Here is a 14,947-nt window from a genome sequence, read left to right on the forward strand (position 1 = left end):
TGCGCTAGGCACCGTTGTTCGGCCCGCCGGAGTTCTGCCCCGGGATGTCGGTGATCGGGAAGTTCGGCATCGGCTTCGGCGAGGGCGTGTCGGGCAGTGTGGGGATGTCGCCCGCGGGGATGTCGTGCAGGCCGTTGACGGGTGGCCCGTTCTCCCGCCCGCCGTAACTGCTGCCCGGGGCGCGTGGCCCCAGCAGTTCGCTGACCGTCACCAGCCGGTAGCCGTTGGCCTTGAGCACCGGGATGAACTGGTACACCAGATCGACTGTGCTCGAGTAGGTGTCATGGAACAACACCACCGACCCCGGCTTGATGTAGGTCATCAGCATAGATCGCGTCGCTGCCGTGTTCGAGTCGTTGGCCCAATCGAAAGGGATGACATCCCAGAGGATTTCGGCCAACCCGAATTGCCCGGCGGTCTGGCGCACCATCGCGTCGGACAGTCCGCCCGCGGGCCGGTACAAAGTCGGCGTATGGCCGGTCGCGGCGGCGATCGCGTCATTCGCCTTGGAGAACTGCGCGGCGATGTCCTCCCGCGGGATGGTGCTCATGTTGGGGTGTTCCCAGGTGTGGCTGCCGATCTCCATCCCCGCGTCGGCGATGCGCTTGGCCCCCGCCGGGTCGGCGGCCACCTTGTTGCCGATCAAAAAGAACGTGGCCTTCGCGTCGTTGTCCTTCAGGATGTGCAGCAGCCGTTCGTTGAAGGGTCCGGGCCCGTCGTCGAACGTCAACGCGACGCATTTGATGACCGAGCAGGACAGGTTGTCGGCGCGGGTCACGTGCCCCGTCAGCCCGCCGATCACCAGCACGGCGACGGCCGCGACGACACCGACCAGCGTGCGCCAGTAGCGCCAGGCCAAAGTGTCGGGTCGTTTCGCCACCGTGGAAGTTTATCGAAGGGAGGCCCGCCATGGCTCGACGGCGCTGGTCAGGCGCCATCAGTGCGGTCCGGCGATCTCCTCGAGCATCTCGGTGACCAGCGCGGCGATCGGCGATCGCTCGCTGCGCAGCAGCGTGATGTGGGCGAACAGCGGGTGGCCCTTGAGCTTCTCGATCACCGCCGCGACCCCGTCGTGGCGGCCGACCCGCAAGTTGTCGCGCTGGGCGATGTCATGGGTCAGGACCACCCGCGACCCGGTGCCCAACCTGGACAGGACGGTCAGCAACACGTTGCGCTCCAGCGACTGCGCCTCATCGACGATGACGAACGAGTCGTGCAGCGAGCGGCCGCGGATGTGGGTCAGCGGCAGCACTTCGAGCATGCCGCGGGACAGCACTTCCTCGAGCACCGCCGGGCTGGCCAGACCCTCGAGGGTGTCGAAAACGGCCTGCGCCCACGGGCCCATCTTTTCGCTCTCGCTGCCGGGCAGGTAACCCAACTCCTGGCCGCCGACGGCGTACAGCGGCCGGAAGACCACCACCTTGCGCTGGGTCCGCCGCTCCAGCACGGCCTCCAGGCCTGCGCACAGCGCCAGCGCCGACTTGCCGGTGCCGGCTTTGCCGCCCATCGACACGATGCCGACCGACTCGTCGAGCAGCAGGTCCAGGGCCACCCGCTGTTCGGCGGATCGCCCGCGCAATCCGAACACTTCGCGGTCACCGCGGACCAGCTGAACGCGCTTGTCCGCGTTGACCCGGCCCAGCGCGTGGGAGCTACCGCCGAGCAACCGAATACCGGTGTGGCAGGGCAGGTCTCGGGCTTCGGCCAGGTCAATCTCGCCGTCGGTGAACAGCGCGTCGATATCCTCGGTGGCGGTCTCGATCTCACGCATCCCCGACCACCCGGAGACCACGACGTCTTGGGCGTGGTACTCGTCGGCGGCCAGCCCCACCGCGGCGGCCTTCACCCGCAGCGGAATGTCCTTGCTGACCAACGTGACTCGCTTGCCTTCGGCGGCGAGGTTGGCGGCGCAACTGAGGATCCGGCAGTCGTTGTTGTCACTGCGGAAGCCGGCGGGCAGCACCGCCGGGTCCGTGTGGTTGAGTTCGACGTGGAGCGTACCGCCTTGTGTCCCAACGGGAATGGGCTGATCCAAGCGGCTGTGTACGAGCCGAAGATCGTCGAACAGGCGCAACGCCTGGCGGGCGAACCATCCCAGCTCGTGATGGTGGCGTTTGGCCTCCAGTTCGCTGATCACCACCAGCGGAACAACCACCTCGTGTTCGGCGAACCGGCTGCACGCCCACGGGTCGGACAGCAGCACGGAAGTGTCGATCACGTAGGTCCGGATATCGGTCACGTAGCGCTCCTCGAGCGGGATGAGCCCGCGCGGACCCGCACAGGCATGTCGACGGGAACTGCAGCACCAGGACCGGGGCCGGTCCTTCCGTTGTGATGACGGGAGGTGCCGCCCTGGCAGCAGAGCATGACGCTGACCATCGAGAACGACGCTACTCCCGTGGTCGCGTGCCCGCTGTGCAGGCGCGCCGACATGACAAGCCGCGACAAACCCCGAGGGGAATGAGCGAGGAGCGTGCCGGCCGGATCAGCCGACGATGAATTGCCGCAATTCGGGCGCGTCCGCGACCCCCCATGCGGTGATGCGGTCGGAGATCGCCTGCCGCAGCTCCTCCGGGCCGAAAATGCCTGCCTCGGCGACGTTCTGCACCTTGTCCCGGTAGGCGTCGATGTCGGCGCCGGGCACCTGGAGGTCGACCGCACGGGCGGCGATCGCCGCGATCGTCTCGTCGCGCGTGTACTGCAGGCAGTGCGCGATGAGGTTGGAGAAGAACAGCTCGTGGCGCCGCTCGTCGCGCGCGATCCGGTCGATGAGGCCGGCCAGGATGGGCTCCTCGAGCTTGGCGGCCAGGTTCTCGCAGAACACCGCGTGCGTGCGTTCGGTGAACGCCAGGTGCACCAGGGTCTCCACCTGCGAGTAGGTGTCGGCGCGGTAGCCCTTCATCACGTACTGGACGCGGGCCTCTTCGTTGGCGGTCGGATCGACCTCCCGAGTCACCACCAGGTATTCGCGCAGCGCGATGGCGTGCAGGTGCTCCTCGGCGGTCCACCGGCCCAGCCAGCGGCCCCAGTAGTCCTCCAGGATGAAATGCTCGACAAGCTCGCGGTGGTGTGCGGCCAGGTTGTCCTTGAGCAGCAGCATGATCTCGCAGGCGTCGGTCAACGGCCTCGGCAGCGTCATCGACGACGGGTCCCAGTCGCGTCCGCCGAGGAAGGCGAAGTTCTCGCCCCGTTCGAACGGCACGTAATCGTGGGCGAACCAGAGTTCTTCGGTGGACAGGTGGCGGTCGATGTTGGCTTCGACGACCGGCTCAAGTTCCAGGGTCAGCGCATTCGCGACAGGTCTCTGTGCCATGAGATAACTGTAACCCGCGTACACAGGTTCATGAAATCGCCGGGGTCGTGTCGGAGCAACTGGTGACTTTGGTCCTCGAACCCGGATCAGCCGTGCCGTCCGGCCGGCATCGTGCCGGTCAGCGGCCGACCAGCGCCCAGTCTTCGAGGCCCTCGTACAGCGGAAACTCCTGGGCCAGCCGTGTCACGCGCTGCCGCAGTCCCGTCACGTCGGCCGAGCTACCGGCCGCCAGGGCGGTGGCGATGACGTCGGCGACCTCGCTGAACTCTGCGTCGCCGAAGCCGCGGGTGGCCAGGGCGGGCGTGCCGATCCGCAGACCCGACGTGACCATGGGCGGGCGCGGGTCGTTGGGCACCGCGTTGCGGTTGACGGTGATGCCGACCTCGTGCAGCAAGTCCTCGGCGGCCTGGCCGTCGAGCGGTGAGTTGCGCAGATCCACCAGCACCAGGTGCACGTCGGTGCCGCCGCTGACCACCGACACGCCGGCGTTGGCGACATCGGCGGCCAAGAGCCGGTCGGCGAGGATGCGCGCGCCGGACAGGGTGCGCTGCTGCCGCTCGACGAATTCGGGGGTGCTCGCGATCTTCAGCGCGACGGCCTTGCCCGCGATGACGTGCATGAGCGGTCCGCCCTGCTGGCCGGGGAACACCGCCGAGTTGATCGCCTTGGCGTACTCCTGCTTGCCGAGGATCATGCCCGAGCGGCCACCGCCGAGCGTCTTGTGAATGGTGGTCGACACGATGTCGGCGTGCGGCACCGGCGAGGGGTGCAGTTCGGCGGCGACCAGGCCCGCAAAGTGCGCCATGTCCACCCAGAGCTTGGCGTCGACCTCGTCGGCGATCGACGCGAACGCCGCGAAGTCGAGTATCCGCGGATAGGCCGACCAACCGGCGATGATCACCTTGGGGCGGAACTCGAGGGCCTTGGCGCGCACCGCGTCCATGTCCACCAGATGTGTGGTGGGGTCGACACCGTAGAAGCCGTTCTCGTAGAGCTTGCCGGAGAAGTTCAGCTTCATGCCGTGCGTCAGATGACCGCCGTTGGCCAGGTCCAGACCCAACAGCCGCTCCCCCGGCGTCATCAGCGCGTCCAGCACGGCGGCATTGGCTTGAGCGCCCGAATGCGGCTGCACGTTGGCGAAGTCGGCGCCGAAGAGCGCCTTGGCCCGGTCGCGGGCGATGTTCTCCACGACGTCGACGTACTCGCAGCCGCCGTAGTAGCGGCGCCCCGGCAGTCCCTCGGCGTACTTGTTGGTCAACACGCTGCCCTGGGCCTGCAGCACCGCGCGCGGCACGAAGTTCTCCGAGGCGATCATCTCGAGCGTGTCGCGTTGCCGGCCGAGCTCCTTGCCGAGCAGCTCGGCGATGTCCGGGTCGACCTCGGCCAACGGGGCAGACATGACAGAGGTCGAGGTGCGGGCGTCAGGTGCGGCAGTCACGGCGCCAGTCTATCCAGCGCCGACTTTTCACCGGCCCAGCCGTCGGGCTTTTCAGCGCTCCTGCAACACTTGCACTATGCCGCGGCTTAGCGAGCCGAGCCCTTATGTGGAGTTCGACCGAAAGCAATGGCGTGCGCTTCGTATGTCGACGCCGCTGGCCCTCACCGAAGAGGAACTCGTCGGCCTGCGCGGTCTCGGTGAACAAATCGACCTGCTGGAAGTCGAAGAGGTTTACCTGCCGCTGGCCCGGCTGATTCACCTTCAGGTCGCGGCCCGCCAGCGGTTGTTCGCCGCCACCGCCGAGTTCCTGGGCGAACCGCAGCAAAACCCCGACCGGCCCGTGCCGTTCATCATCGGGGTCGCCGGCAGCGTGGCGGTCGGCAAGTCGACCACCGCGCGTGTGCTGCAGGCGCTGCTGGCCCGCTGGGACCACCACCCCCGGGTGGATCTGGTGACCACCGACGGCTTCCTGTACCCGAATGCCGAGCTGGACCGGCGAAACCTGATGCACCGCAAGGGGTTTCCGGAAAGCTACAACCGTCGGGCGCTGATGCGGTTCGTGACCTCGGTCAAGTCAGGCTCGGATTACGCGTGCGCCCCGGTGTATTCGCATTTGAAGTACGACGTCATCCCCGGGGCCAAGCACGTCGTGCGTCATCCCGACATCTTGATCCTGGAGGGACTCAACGTTTTGCAGACCGGTCCGACCCTGATGGTGTCGGACCTGTTCGACTTCGGCGTGTACGTGGATGCGCGGATCGAAGACATCGAGCAGTGGTACATCTCGCGGTTCCTGGCCATGCGCGGCACCGCCTTCGCCGATCCCGAATCGCACTTCCACCACTACGCGGCGCTCAACGACACCAAGGCCGTCGCCGCGGCCCGCGAGATCTGGCGCTCGATCAACCGCCCCAACCTGGTCGAGAACATCCTGCCCACCCGGCCGCGTGCCACGCTGGTGCTGCGCAAGGACGCCGACCACTCCATCAACCGGCTGCGGCTGCGCAAACTCTGAGCGCGATCACGCCGCCTCGAGGCGACGCACTCCCAGGTACTGCAACGCGGCGAACGCCGCCGCGTAGGCGCCGCCGGCCAGCGTCAGTGCGGCCCCGGTAACGGTCAGCGGCAACGCTTCGGCCGTCAGGATCGAGACCAGCGTGAAAAAGACGTTGGCCACGATGACGCCGATACCCACACCGCGCAGGCCCGGCATCGCCCCGAGGCTGAACACCACGAGACCGTAGAACACGAAGAAGGCGCCGATCGCGTAGTTCTGGAAGGACGTCAGGCCGGTCAGCGACGAGAGCGGGTCGGCGAAAAATGCGATGACCAAGCCGAACAATCCCGTCAGCGTCGCGTCGGCGCGCACGGCAAACCGCAACAGCGAGTCGGTCGAGTCGTAGAGGGGCCGCGTGGTGAGGCCGGATACACCAGAAACAGACATCATGTGATTACTCCTCGCGATGGCGGGCTCGGCTATTGCCACGGATACAAAGACGAGGGGGTGCACCCGGCTATTCCCGGTATCGGGTAAATATTTGACACGCGCCAGTCCTGCGGGCACAGCAACCCCACGGGTCACAGGAGCCGCGGCGCCGGCCCTACTTGCCGTAGCGGCGATGCCGCTGGCTGTAGTCGCGCAGCGCGCGCAGGAAGTCGACCCGGCGGAAGGCGGGCCAGTGCGCCTCGGTGAACCACATCTCGGAATACGCGCTTTGCCACAGCAGGAAACCGGAGAGCCGTTGCTCGCCCGACGTGCGGATCACCAGGTCGGGGTCGGGCTGCCCGGAGGTGTAGAGGTTTTCCGAGATCGCGTCGACAGTGACCGTGTCGATCAGCTCTTCGGCGGTCGCGCCGTTGGCGAGCTCCTTGCTCAACAGCGAGCGCACCGCGTCGACGATTTCGCGGCGGCCGCCGTAGCCGACGGCGACGTTGACGTGGAAGGGCGCCACGACCGGGGTGGATTCCACCGCCCCGCGCAGGCGGCGGGCCGGTTGCTCGCCGAGCAGCTCGAGGTCGCCGACGGTGCGCACGCTCCAGCGGTTGGCCGGTGCGCAGATCTCCTCGACGACGTCGGTGATGATTTCGATGAGCCCGGCCAGCTCCTCGGGATCGCGCTGCAGGTTTTCCGTGGAAAGGAGGTAGACGGTGGTCATTTCGATGCCGGCTTCCTGGCACCAGCGCAGCATCTCGGCGATCTTGGCCGCACCCATGCGGTAGCCGTAGCTCACGTCGTCATATCCCGCGTCGCGCGCCCAGCGCCGGTTCCCGTCGCACAGCACCGCGATGTGGCGCGGCAGTTCCGACTTGGGGGACGTCAGGCCCTGCCGCAGCCGCATCTCGTAGATCCGATACAGCGGCTCTTTGAGTCGCGGCGGGATGATTTCCACGAAGACCCACCCTACTGCCAGCGGCGATCGATTCCGGGATGCAATTTCGGCCTGGTCATAGGAGAAGTCGCGCGAGAAGTCGACACGGTGTCGTAACCATCTCTGGCTACTCTGGCTTTTACGCGTCGCCAGACGGCGCGCCCACCAGATCCCTAGCGCGGAGACAAACCACAGGAGACATGAGCAGCCAGACCAGCACCGCCCCTAATCCGGAGCGCGAACCCGAGCCGATCACCCCGGGCAACACCGTCGAGCGACTCGCCGAAGGTGCCGCCGATGTCTTGGGCAAACCCCGGATGCGCGGCTGGATCCACTTCTACTCGGCCTGGCTGGCCGTCATCGCCGGCGCCACGCTGGTGTCGGTGTCATGGGCGGCCTCCTCGCCGCGCGCCGGTCATTCGACGCTGATCTACGCCGCGTGCACGGTGGCGCTGTTCGCGGTCAGCGCCACATATCACCGGGTGCACTGGAAATCAGATCTGGCCCGGATTCGGATGAAACGGCTCGACCATTCGATGATCTTTGTGTTCATCGCCGGCAGCTACACGCCATTCGCGCGGCTGGTCATGCCGCAGGACACCGGGGTCGTCGTGCTGTGCATCGTGTGGGGCGGCGCGCTGGCGGGCATCACCCTCAAGCTGTTCTGGCCGACGGCGCCGCGCTGGCTGGGTGTGCCGCTGTATCTGCTGCTGGGCTGGGTGGCGATCTGGTACGCCCCGACGATCCTGCACCAGGCCGGGGTGGCCGCGATGGTGCTGCTGGCGGTGGGCGGTGTGTTCTACAGCGTCGGAGGCATTTTCTACGCGCTGCGCTGGCCGGACCCGTGGCCGCGGACGTTCGGCTATCACGAGTTTTTCCATGCCTTCACCGCGGTCGCGGCGATCCTGCACTACATCGCCATGTGGTTCGCCGTCTTCTACACGAGCGAACACGCGTGGCTGCTGGGGGCTTGATCGGCGGCTAAGGCCCGTTTGGGCTAGCTCTGCGCGACGTCGTCGTCGGGCGACCAGTACGCATCGCGGCGATCTTCCCGCTGCCGTCGAAGACCATGACGTCGATCGGCTCGATCACCATCCGGTGCTCGCCGGCGGTCACGGTCAGCCGGAATTGAAAGGCCGCTTCGTTGCCGGCCACGCGCAGTGTCTTCAGTTCGCATTCGCGCTTCAGGTTGTCGACCGCGGAGTAGAAGCCGTGGATCGCCTGGCGCCCGATGTGCACCTCGCCGCCGACCGGGTCCTCGACCGTGGCGTCGTCGGCGTACAACTCGACCAAGTCGTCGGCGCTGCCTTTGGCGACCAGCTCGATGTAGCGGTGGACCGTGCTCCTGATCGCTTCGGCCTTGGCATTCGGCATGTGACGCAGGGTAACCCGGCGCTAGTGGCCGGACGCACCGAGGGCGGCGGCCAGGTCGGGCGCCGCGGTCACCGGCAGGTCGCAGACCCGGCCACGGCAGACGTAGGCGGCGTCGGCGCCGGCCACCCGGCCCCGTCCCGCCAGCAGTGCCGACGAATCCGCCTCCCCGCCGACGACGATCGCCCCGCCGGGCGCCAGCCGCCGCGCCTCCGCCAGCAGCGGCGACCGCGACGGGTCGCAGGCCACCGCGATCTGCAGGGGTCCGCGCACCGCCGCCTCGGCGACGGCAAGCCAATGTCCGGCCGAGCGCGGCGCGCGCTGCAGCAGCACCGAGTGCGCGCGCAGCGAGTCCGCCGCGGCCCGCAGGTACCGCTCGGCGCGCGCCCCGTCGACCACATGCGTCGCGGTCAGCAGCGCCTCGGTGATCGACGACGCCCCCGACGGGGTGGCCCCGTCCAGCGGGTCGGCGGGCCGGAGCATCAACCGCTCGGCGTCGTCGGCGGTGTCGAACCAGCGGCCGGGCTGATCCGGATCGGCGAAGTGTGCCAACGCGGTGTCCAGCAGTTCGGTCGCCCTGGTCAGCCAGTCCGCCTCGGCGGTCAGCTGGTAGAGCGCCAACAGCCCGGTGGACAGCATCGCGTGGTCCTCGAGAATGGCGACGCTGTCGCCGACCACCCCGCCCAGGCTGGCGCGCCGCAGCCGGCCGTCCACGACGTGCAAGTCGAGCAGCGCCCGCGCGCAATCCCCTGCGGCCTGGGAGAACTCGGGTTCGCCCAACGCCACGCCGGCCTCGGCCAAGGCGGTGATCGCCAGCCCGTTCCAGGACGTGACGACCTTGTCGTCGCGGCCGGGCTGGACCCGCGCGCGACGGGCGGTCAACAACGCGGCCCGCACGCGTTCGGCCCGCTGCGGATCCGCCGGATCGGCGGGCAGCTGCAGCACCGAGGCGCCGTGTTCGAACGTGCCGGTCGGGGTGACCGCGAAAACCTCTGCGGCCCAACGTCCGTCGTCGGGTCCGAGCGCGTCGTTCAGCTGCTCGGGCGTCCACACATAGGTCGAGCCCTCGCGGCCGTCGGCGTCGGCGTCCAGCGACGAGGTGAACATGGCGCCGTCAGCGAGATCGTCGAGCAGAAACCGGGCCGTCTGGTCGGTGATCCGGCGCGCCAGCGGATCGCCGGTGCGCCGGGCCCAGTGCGCATATGTGCGCAGCAGAAGCGCATTGTCGTACAGCATCTTCTCGAAATGCGGTACCACCCAAGCGTTGTCGACGCTGTATCGGGCGAAGCCGCCGCCGAGCTGGTCGTAGATGCCGCCACGGGCCATCGCGTTGCCCGCGCGCGCCACCGCCTCGAGCGCCGCCGGCGACCCGGTGCGTTCGTAGTTGCGCAGCAGCGCCTCGAGCAGCGCCGACGGCGGGAACTTGGGCGCACCGCCGAACCCACCGTGCACCGTGTCCTCATCTTTGAGCAGCGAGGCGACGGCGTCGTCACACAGCTCGGGCGCCACCGCGGTTCCGCTATCCGGAAGGGCCCCGGCCATCTTGCGTAACTCGCCGGCGATATGGTCGGACGCCTCCTCCACCTCACCACGGCGCTCCCGCCAGGTGGCGGAGACAGCCGAAAGTAGTTGCAGGAAGCCTTCTTTCGGATAGTAGGTGCCGCAGAAGAAGGGCCGGCCATCCGGTGTGAGGAAACACGTCATCGGCCAACCGCCCTGCCCGGTGAGGGCGACGGTGGCGTTCATGTACACCGCGTCGATGTCGGGGCGTTCCTCGCGGTCGACTTTGATGCAGACGAATCCCGCGTTCATCGCCGCGGCGACGTCGTGGTCTTCGAACGATTCGTGCGCCATGACATGGCACCAGTGACACGCGGCGTAGCCGACGGACAACAGGATCGGCACGTCGCGGGCCGCCGCGTCGGCCAGCGCCTGTGGTGTCCACTGCTGCCAATGCACCGGATTGTCGGCGTGCTGGCGCAGATATGGGCTGGTGGCCAGCCCCAGGGTGTTCGTCGCGGACGGGTCAGCCTGGTTCATCGCCGGTTCCCGGGGGTCGCGGTGACCCGTCCGCCTGTTCCGGGCCGTGGTCTGGGTCCGGGTCGACCGCGTCGGTCCCCTCGTCGGCGGCCTGGTCCGGCTCGGGATGCTGGGGGTCGAACGACTCCGGCACCTTCTTCAGCTGGCGGTTCATCGAGCGCAACAAAAACAGCGTGCTGATCAACAACAACACGACGATCAGCAGCCCGACCGGGCTGGCCTTGCCGAAGTCGGGGCCGGTGTGCTGCGGCGCGCCGTCCGCCTGCCAGGCCGCGGCGGTCACGATCAGAACGACGTGATTCACGCGTCCGCCTCGATCCCGGCGAACAGGTCGTCCTCGGGCAGCCGCGCGGGGACCCGCGAGCGGGCCAACTCAAATTCCTCGGTGGGCCATAGCCGTTGCTGCCATTCGATGGGAGCCGCGAAGAAGTCGTGCTCCGGATCGATCTGCGTGGTGTGCGCCCGCAGCGCGTCGTCGCGCTGGCTGAAATAGGCCGAGCATTCGACCCGCGTGGTGACCCGGGACTCGAACGGGTCATGCGCGGCGTCCCAGTGCTCGAGCCATTTCTTGAACGGGGGCTCGTGACCGTGTTTGAGGGCCTCGTCGTGCAGCAACTGCATCCGGGCCCGCAGGAACCCGTGGTTGTAGTACAGCTTGGACACCGTCCACGGTTCACCGGCGTCGGGGAAGCGCCGATAATCGCCGGCCGCCTCGAAGGCGCCGACCGAAACCTGGTGGCAGCGAATGTGATCGGGGTGGGGGTAGCCGCCGTTTTCGTCGTACGTGGTCATCACGTGCGGCCGGAACTCGCGTACCACACGGACCAGCGCCGCGATCGACTCCTCCAGCGGCACCAGCGCAAAGCATCCCTCGGGCAGCGGGGGCGGCGGGTCGCCCTTGGGCAATCCGGAGTCGACGAAGCCGAGCCAGGTGTGCTCCACCCCGAGGATTTCGGCGGCCTTGGCCATCTCGTCGCGGCGGATTTCGGCGATGTGCCCGTGCACCTCGGGCAGGTCCATCGCCGGGTTGAGGATGTCGCCGCGCTCACCGCCGGTCAACGTCACCACCAGCACCCGATGGCCCTCGTCGGCGTAGCGGGCCAGGGTGGCCGCGCCCTTGCTGGACTCGTCGTCGGGGTGGGCGTGCACCGCCATCAACCGCAATTCGCTCACGTGCTCCCTTGTCACCTCTGGTGGTCGCCCGGTCTGACCCTATAATTCCAGTTCCACATCGTTGCATGCTGTCGGCCGGTGCCCGGCAGCCGAAAACCAGGCATAACCAGGTATGACCGAAACCCCCACTCCGCGTCCGGAGGCCCGCTACGGGCGTTCCCGGCTGGCGCGTCTCCCCCGGCGATGGGTGATCGTCGCGCTGGGCGTGCTGGTCGTCGCGGCCGGGCTGGTCGTGGCCGTCATCGGCTACCACCGGTTCGGCACCAGCGACGTCAAGGGGACGCTGGCCGGTTACCGGGTGATCGACGACCAGACGGCGTCGATCACGATCAGCGTGACCCGATCGGATCCGTCGCGGCCGGTGGACTGCATCGTGCGGGTCCGCTCCGCCGACGGCAGCGAGACGGGACGGCGCGAGCTGCTGGTCCCGCCGTCCGACGCAGCCACCGTGCAGGTGACGACGACGGTCAAATCCTCTCAGCCGCCGACGGTGGCCGACATCTATGGCTGCGGCACCGATGTGCCCGCCTACCTGCGCCCGTCCTGACCGTTGCGATCGACCGCGAACAGCGAATATGGAGTCATCGACTGTTCGCCCGGTGGTAACATGGATGAATGCACGGTTCCGATTGGGACCGTGTTGCTGCATTAGCGGCCGTCGGCAGAACGGCGCCGCAGCACCCGGGGATGGACCCGCACGCTTCGGACGGCGGAGTAACAGGACTTACGCGAACTCGCGGAACAACATACGAGGAGCACGACGAGATGACGGACACTTCGGTGACCTGGCTGACCCAAGAGTCACATGACCGACTCAAGACCGAGCTCGACCAGCTGATCGCGAATCGTCCGGTCATCGCCGCGGAGATCAACGACCGCCGCGAAGAAGGTGACCTGCGCGAGAACGGCGGGTACCACGCCGCCCGCGAGGAGCAGGGCCAGCAGGAGGCCCGGATTCGCCAGCTGCAGGATCTGCTCAACAACGCCAAGGTCGGCGAAGCGCCCAAGCAGTCCGGGGTCGCGCTGCCCGGTTCGGTGGTGAAGGTCTACTACAACGGCGACAAGTCCGACAACGAGACGTTCCTCATCGCGACCCGCCAGGAGGGCGTCAACGACGGCAAGCTCGAGGTGTACTCGCCGAACTCACCGCTCGGCGGCGCCCTGATCGACGCGAAGGTGGGCGAGACCCGCAGCTACGTGGTGCCCAACGGCAACACCGTCGAGGTCACCCTGGTCAGCGCGGAGCCCTACCACTCCTGAGCTTTTCTCCCGCGAGTGTGAATTCTGCGACGGCTTAACGACGTGTCGCGTCGTCAGATTCACACTCGCGATGCCTAGGCGAGGGCCTGCTCGAGGTCGGCCAGCAGGTCGGCGACGTCCTCGATGCCGACCGACAGCCGCACCAAATCGTCCGGCACTTCCAATTGCGACCCGGCCGTCGACGCATGCGTCATCGCGCTGGGGTGCTCGATCAGCGACTCGACCCCACCCAGCGATTCCGCCAGGATGAACACCTTGGTTTCGGCGCACAGATCTTGGGCCGCTTCCCGACCGCCCCGCATCCGCACCGACACCATGCCGCCGAACCCGCGCATCTGCCGCGCCGCGATCTCGTGCCCGGGGTGAGTGGGTAGACCGGGATACAGCACCGCGCTCACCGCCGGATGCCCCACAAGGAATTCCGCGACCGCCGAGGCGTTTTCGCAGTGCCGCTGCATGCGCAGTACCAAAGTCTTCAGTCCGCGCATCGTCAGGTAGGCGTCGAACGGGCCGGGCACCGCGCCCGCCCCGTTCTGCAGGAACCCGAACGCGTCGTCCAGTTCCTGGTCGTTGGTGACCAGCGCGCCGCCCACCACATCGGAATGCCCGCCGATGTATTTGGTGGTGGAGTGCAGCACGATGTCGGCACCCAGCGTCAACGGCTGCTGCAGCGCGGGCGAGGCAAACGTGTTGTCCACCAACACCTTTACCGGCTTTTTCGTGTCCTTGCCGGCCGCTAGTTCGGCTATGGCGGCGATATCGGCGATGGCCAACAACGGGTTCGTCGGGGTTTCCACCCAGATCATCCGGGTTCGCGGCGTGATCGCGGCGGCAACGGCGTCCAAGTCATGCAGCGCGACCGGCGTGTACTCGACGTTCCACTGCGTGAAGACCTTGTCGATCAACCGAAACGTGCCGCCGTAGGCATCGTTCGGGATCACCACGTGATCGTCCGGCCGCAGCACCGCCCGCAGCGCGCAGTCGGTGGCGGCCATCCCCGAGGCGAAGGCCCGGCCGTAGTCGCCGTCCTCGACGGCGGCCAGCGCGGCCTCCAGGGCGGCCCGGGTCGGGTTGCCGGTGCGCGCGTACTCGAACCCGCCCCGCAGCGCGCCGACGCCGTCCTGGGCGAAGGTGCTGCTGGCGTAGATCGGGGCGTTGACCGCTCCGGTCGCCGGGTCCGGCCGGTAGCCGGCGTGAATCGCTTTGGTGGCCAGCCCGGTGAACTCGGGGTGTCGGTTGCGGTCGTCGCTCATCGACGCTCAGCCTAGGCGACGGGTGGCCTTTCGGCGCCGTCGATCGGCAGGCACACCGTCGTCATGATCTTGTCCGCCAACGTCTGACGCTTCGAATCCCACAGCGGGAAAAGGAAACCGATGAAGCAGATGATCGCGTCGATGAAGTGCGCCAGCGCGCGCACCACGGACATGCCGAAGCCGATAGGTTGGCCGGTGACCTCGCTGACCACTTTGAACTTCATCACCGACTTGCCGACACTCGACCCCGTCATGCCCTGCTGGTAGCCGTAATTCCAGATCAGGTAGAACAGCCCGACGATCGACGCCAACCACTGCGCCACCATGCCGATGGTCGAGTTCTGGGTGGCGCAGTACTGGTTGACGGCGTACTGCGTGACGTCGGTGATGCAGGCCGTCTGCTGCGTGGCGAGCAGGATCGCGGTGCCGATGCCGTGCACGACGACGTACGGAAGGATGTCGATGACGAAGGCCAGCGCGCGGGGCTCCGGCGGGCGATGCGCGTCTCGCCCGTCCGTGAAACGCTCAGGTACGGTAATTCGGCCAGTCCAGCTAGAGACGTCCAGCTGTTCCGCAGTGGAAGGTTGCCCATGACCGATCAACCGCCGCCCGGCGGCGCTTACCCGCCGCCTCCCTCGTCGCCCGGTCCCTCCGGCGGGCAGCAGCCGCCATCCGGTGGCCAGGAGTTCCCGCCCCCGCCGCCACCCATCCCTCCGGCGCCCGGGGGCGC

The 14,947-nt window shown here is 67.7% G+C and carries 15 protein-coding genes and 1 pseudogene; 4 read left to right on the forward strand and 12 right to left on the reverse strand.

Going from position 1 to position 14,947, the window contains the following annotated elements; translation table 11 throughout:
- Nucleotides 1–4: 4 nt before the first annotated feature.
- From A5775_RS08020 to glyA, 4 genes are all read right to left on the reverse strand, one after another.
- Nucleotides 5–880 (reverse strand): polysaccharide deacetylase family protein, encoded by an 876-nt coding sequence (locus A5775_RS08020; RefSeq protein ID WP_067250343.1) that lies wholly within the window; start codon nucleotides 878–880, stop codon nucleotides 5–7.
- 57 nt (nucleotides 881–937) lie between these two features.
- Entirely contained in the window at nucleotides 938–2,239 is a 1,302-nt protein-coding gene (locus A5775_RS08025) for a PhoH family protein (protein WP_067250346.1), read from the reverse strand.
- A gap of 246 nt (nucleotides 2,240–2,485) precedes the next feature.
- The gene (locus tag A5775_RS08030) at nucleotides 2,486–3,313 is read right to left on the reverse strand and encodes an acyl-ACP desaturase (protein WP_067250390.1); all 828 of its coding nucleotides are present in this window, start codon (nucleotides 3,311–3,313) and stop codon (nucleotides 2,486–2,488) included.
- 118 nt (nucleotides 3,314–3,431) lie between these two features.
- Nucleotides 3,432–4,712, reverse strand: a complete 1,281-nt coding sequence (glyA, locus tag A5775_RS08035; RefSeq protein WP_067250349.1) for a serine hydroxymethyltransferase — start codon at nucleotides 4,710–4,712, stop codon at nucleotides 3,432–3,434.
- A 115-nt stretch (nucleotides 4,713–4,827) separates the two neighbouring features.
- Here glyA and coaA point away from each other — a divergent pair, with 115 nt between their 5' ends.
- On the forward strand, nucleotides 4,828–5,766 hold the full coding sequence (gene coaA / locus A5775_RS08040; protein WP_067250352.1) for a type I pantothenate kinase: 939 nt from the start codon (nucleotides 4,828–4,830) through the stop codon (nucleotides 5,764–5,766).
- Between the two features lie 6 nt (nucleotides 5,767–5,772).
- Here coaA and A5775_RS08045 read toward each other — a convergent pair whose 3' ends face one another.
- Nucleotides 5,773–6,198: a hypothetical protein gene (locus A5775_RS08045; RefSeq protein ID WP_067250356.1), complete on the reverse strand. Its 426-nt coding sequence runs from the start codon at nucleotides 6,196–6,198 to the stop codon at nucleotides 5,773–5,775.
- A gap of 154 nt (nucleotides 6,199–6,352) precedes the next feature.
- Nucleotides 6,353–7,141, reverse strand: a complete 789-nt coding sequence (locus A5775_RS08050; RefSeq protein WP_067250358.1) for a (2Z,6E)-farnesyl diphosphate synthase — start codon at nucleotides 7,139–7,141, stop codon at nucleotides 6,353–6,355.
- 179 nt (nucleotides 7,142–7,320) lie between these two features.
- On the opposite strand from A5775_RS08050, the gene A5775_RS08055 reads away from it, so the two are divergent.
- A complete protein-coding gene (locus A5775_RS08055; RefSeq protein ID WP_067250361.1) occupies nucleotides 7,321–8,094 on the forward strand; it encodes a hemolysin III family protein in 774 nt (257 codons plus the stop codon).
- A 7-nt stretch (nucleotides 8,095–8,101) separates the two neighbouring features.
- On the opposite strand, the gene A5775_RS08060 is transcribed toward A5775_RS08055, so the two are convergent.
- Genes A5775_RS08060 through mca form a run of 4 tightly spaced genes read right to left on the reverse strand, consistent with a single transcriptional unit; the run spans nucleotide 8,102 to nucleotide 11,704 of the window.
- Nucleotides 8,102–8,494: a nuclear transport factor 2 family protein gene (locus tag A5775_RS08060; protein ID WP_067250362.1), complete on the reverse strand. Its 393-nt coding sequence runs from the start codon at nucleotides 8,492–8,494 to the stop codon at nucleotides 8,102–8,104.
- A 21-nt stretch (nucleotides 8,495–8,515) separates the two neighbouring features.
- The gene (locus tag A5775_RS08065; protein WP_067250365.1) at nucleotides 8,516–10,531 is read right to left on the reverse strand and encodes a thioredoxin domain-containing protein; all 2,016 of its coding nucleotides are present in this window, start codon (nucleotides 10,529–10,531) and stop codon (nucleotides 8,516–8,518) included.
- On the reverse strand, nucleotides 10,518–10,835 hold the full coding sequence (locus A5775_RS08070) for a hypothetical protein (protein ID WP_067250368.1): 318 nt from the start codon (nucleotides 10,833–10,835) through the stop codon (nucleotides 10,518–10,520). The genes A5775_RS08065 and A5775_RS08070 overlap by 14 nt, the downstream gene beginning before the upstream one ends.
- Nucleotides 10,832–11,704, reverse strand: a complete 873-nt coding sequence (gene mca / locus A5775_RS08075) for a mycothiol conjugate amidase Mca (RefSeq protein WP_067250371.1) — start codon at nucleotides 11,702–11,704, stop codon at nucleotides 10,832–10,834. The genes A5775_RS08070 and mca overlap by 4 nt, the downstream gene beginning before the upstream one ends.
- Nucleotides 11,705–11,816: 112 nt before the next feature.
- Here mca and A5775_RS08080 point away from each other — a divergent pair, with 112 nt between their 5' ends.
- Together A5775_RS08080 and greA are read left to right on the forward strand one after the other, a co-directional pair.
- Nucleotides 11,817–12,251 carry a DUF4307 domain-containing protein gene (locus A5775_RS08080; protein ID WP_067250375.1) on the forward strand — a complete coding sequence of 145 codons (435 nt, stop codon included), beginning with the start codon at nucleotides 11,817–11,819 and terminating at the stop codon, nucleotides 12,249–12,251.
- A gap of 218 nt (nucleotides 12,252–12,469) precedes the next feature.
- Entirely contained in the window at nucleotides 12,470–12,964 is a 495-nt protein-coding gene (gene greA, locus A5775_RS08085; protein WP_067250380.1) for a transcription elongation factor GreA, read from the forward strand.
- 74 nt (nucleotides 12,965–13,038) lie between these two features.
- Here the strand turns inward: greA and A5775_RS08090 are convergent, their stop codons facing one another.
- On the reverse strand, nucleotides 13,039–14,217 hold the full coding sequence (locus tag A5775_RS08090) for a cystathionine gamma-synthase (protein WP_067250384.1): 1,179 nt from the start codon (nucleotides 14,215–14,217) through the stop codon (nucleotides 13,039–13,041).
- An 11-nt stretch (nucleotides 14,218–14,228) separates the two neighbouring features.
- Nucleotides 14,229–14,699, reverse strand: a pseudogene (locus A5775_RS08095) (RDD family protein); the annotation flags it as partial.
- Nucleotides 14,700–14,947: the final 248 nt, after the last annotated feature.

Origin of the sequence: Mycobacterium sp. 852002-10029_SCH5224772 (assembly GCF_001667315.1) — a bacterium.
Taxonomy (GTDB): Bacteria; Actinomycetota; Actinomycetes; order Mycobacteriales; family Mycobacteriaceae; genus Mycobacterium.

Bases quoted from the DNA above. Each gene is read 5' to 3' on its own strand.
- A5775_RS08060 (WP_067250362.1), bottom strand. From the start codon at position 8,494: ATGCCGAATGCCAAGGCCGAAGCGATCAGGAGCACGGTCCACCGCTAC.
- glyA (WP_067250349.1), bottom strand. From the start codon at position 4,712: ATGTCTGCCCCGTTGGCCGAGGTCGACCCGGACATCGCCGAGCTGCTC.
- A5775_RS08030 (WP_067250390.1), bottom strand. From the start codon at position 3,313: ATGGCACAGAGACCTGTCGCGAATGCGCTGACCCTGGAACTTGAGCCG.
- A5775_RS08055 (WP_067250361.1), top strand. From the start codon at position 7,321: ATGAGCAGCCAGACCAGCACCGCCCCTAATCCGGAGCGCGAACCCGAG.
- greA (WP_067250380.1), top strand. From the start codon at position 12,470: ATGACGGACACTTCGGTGACCTGGCTGACCCAAGAGTCACATGACCGA.
- A5775_RS08045 (WP_067250356.1), bottom strand. From the start codon at position 6,198: ATGATGTCTGTTTCTGGTGTATCCGGCCTCACCACGCGGCCCCTCTAC.
- coaA (WP_067250352.1), top strand. From the start codon at position 4,828: ATGCCGCGGCTTAGCGAGCCGAGCCCTTATGTGGAGTTCGACCGAAAG.
- A5775_RS08065 (WP_067250365.1), bottom strand. From the start codon at position 10,531: ATGAACCAGGCTGACCCGTCCGCGACGAACACCCTGGGGCTGGCCACC.
- A5775_RS08090 (WP_067250384.1), bottom strand. From the start codon at position 14,217: ATGAGCGACGACCGCAACCGACACCCCGAGTTCACCGGGCTGGCCACC.
- A5775_RS08080 (WP_067250375.1), top strand. From the start codon at position 11,817: ATGACCGAAACCCCCACTCCGCGTCCGGAGGCCCGCTACGGGCGTTCC.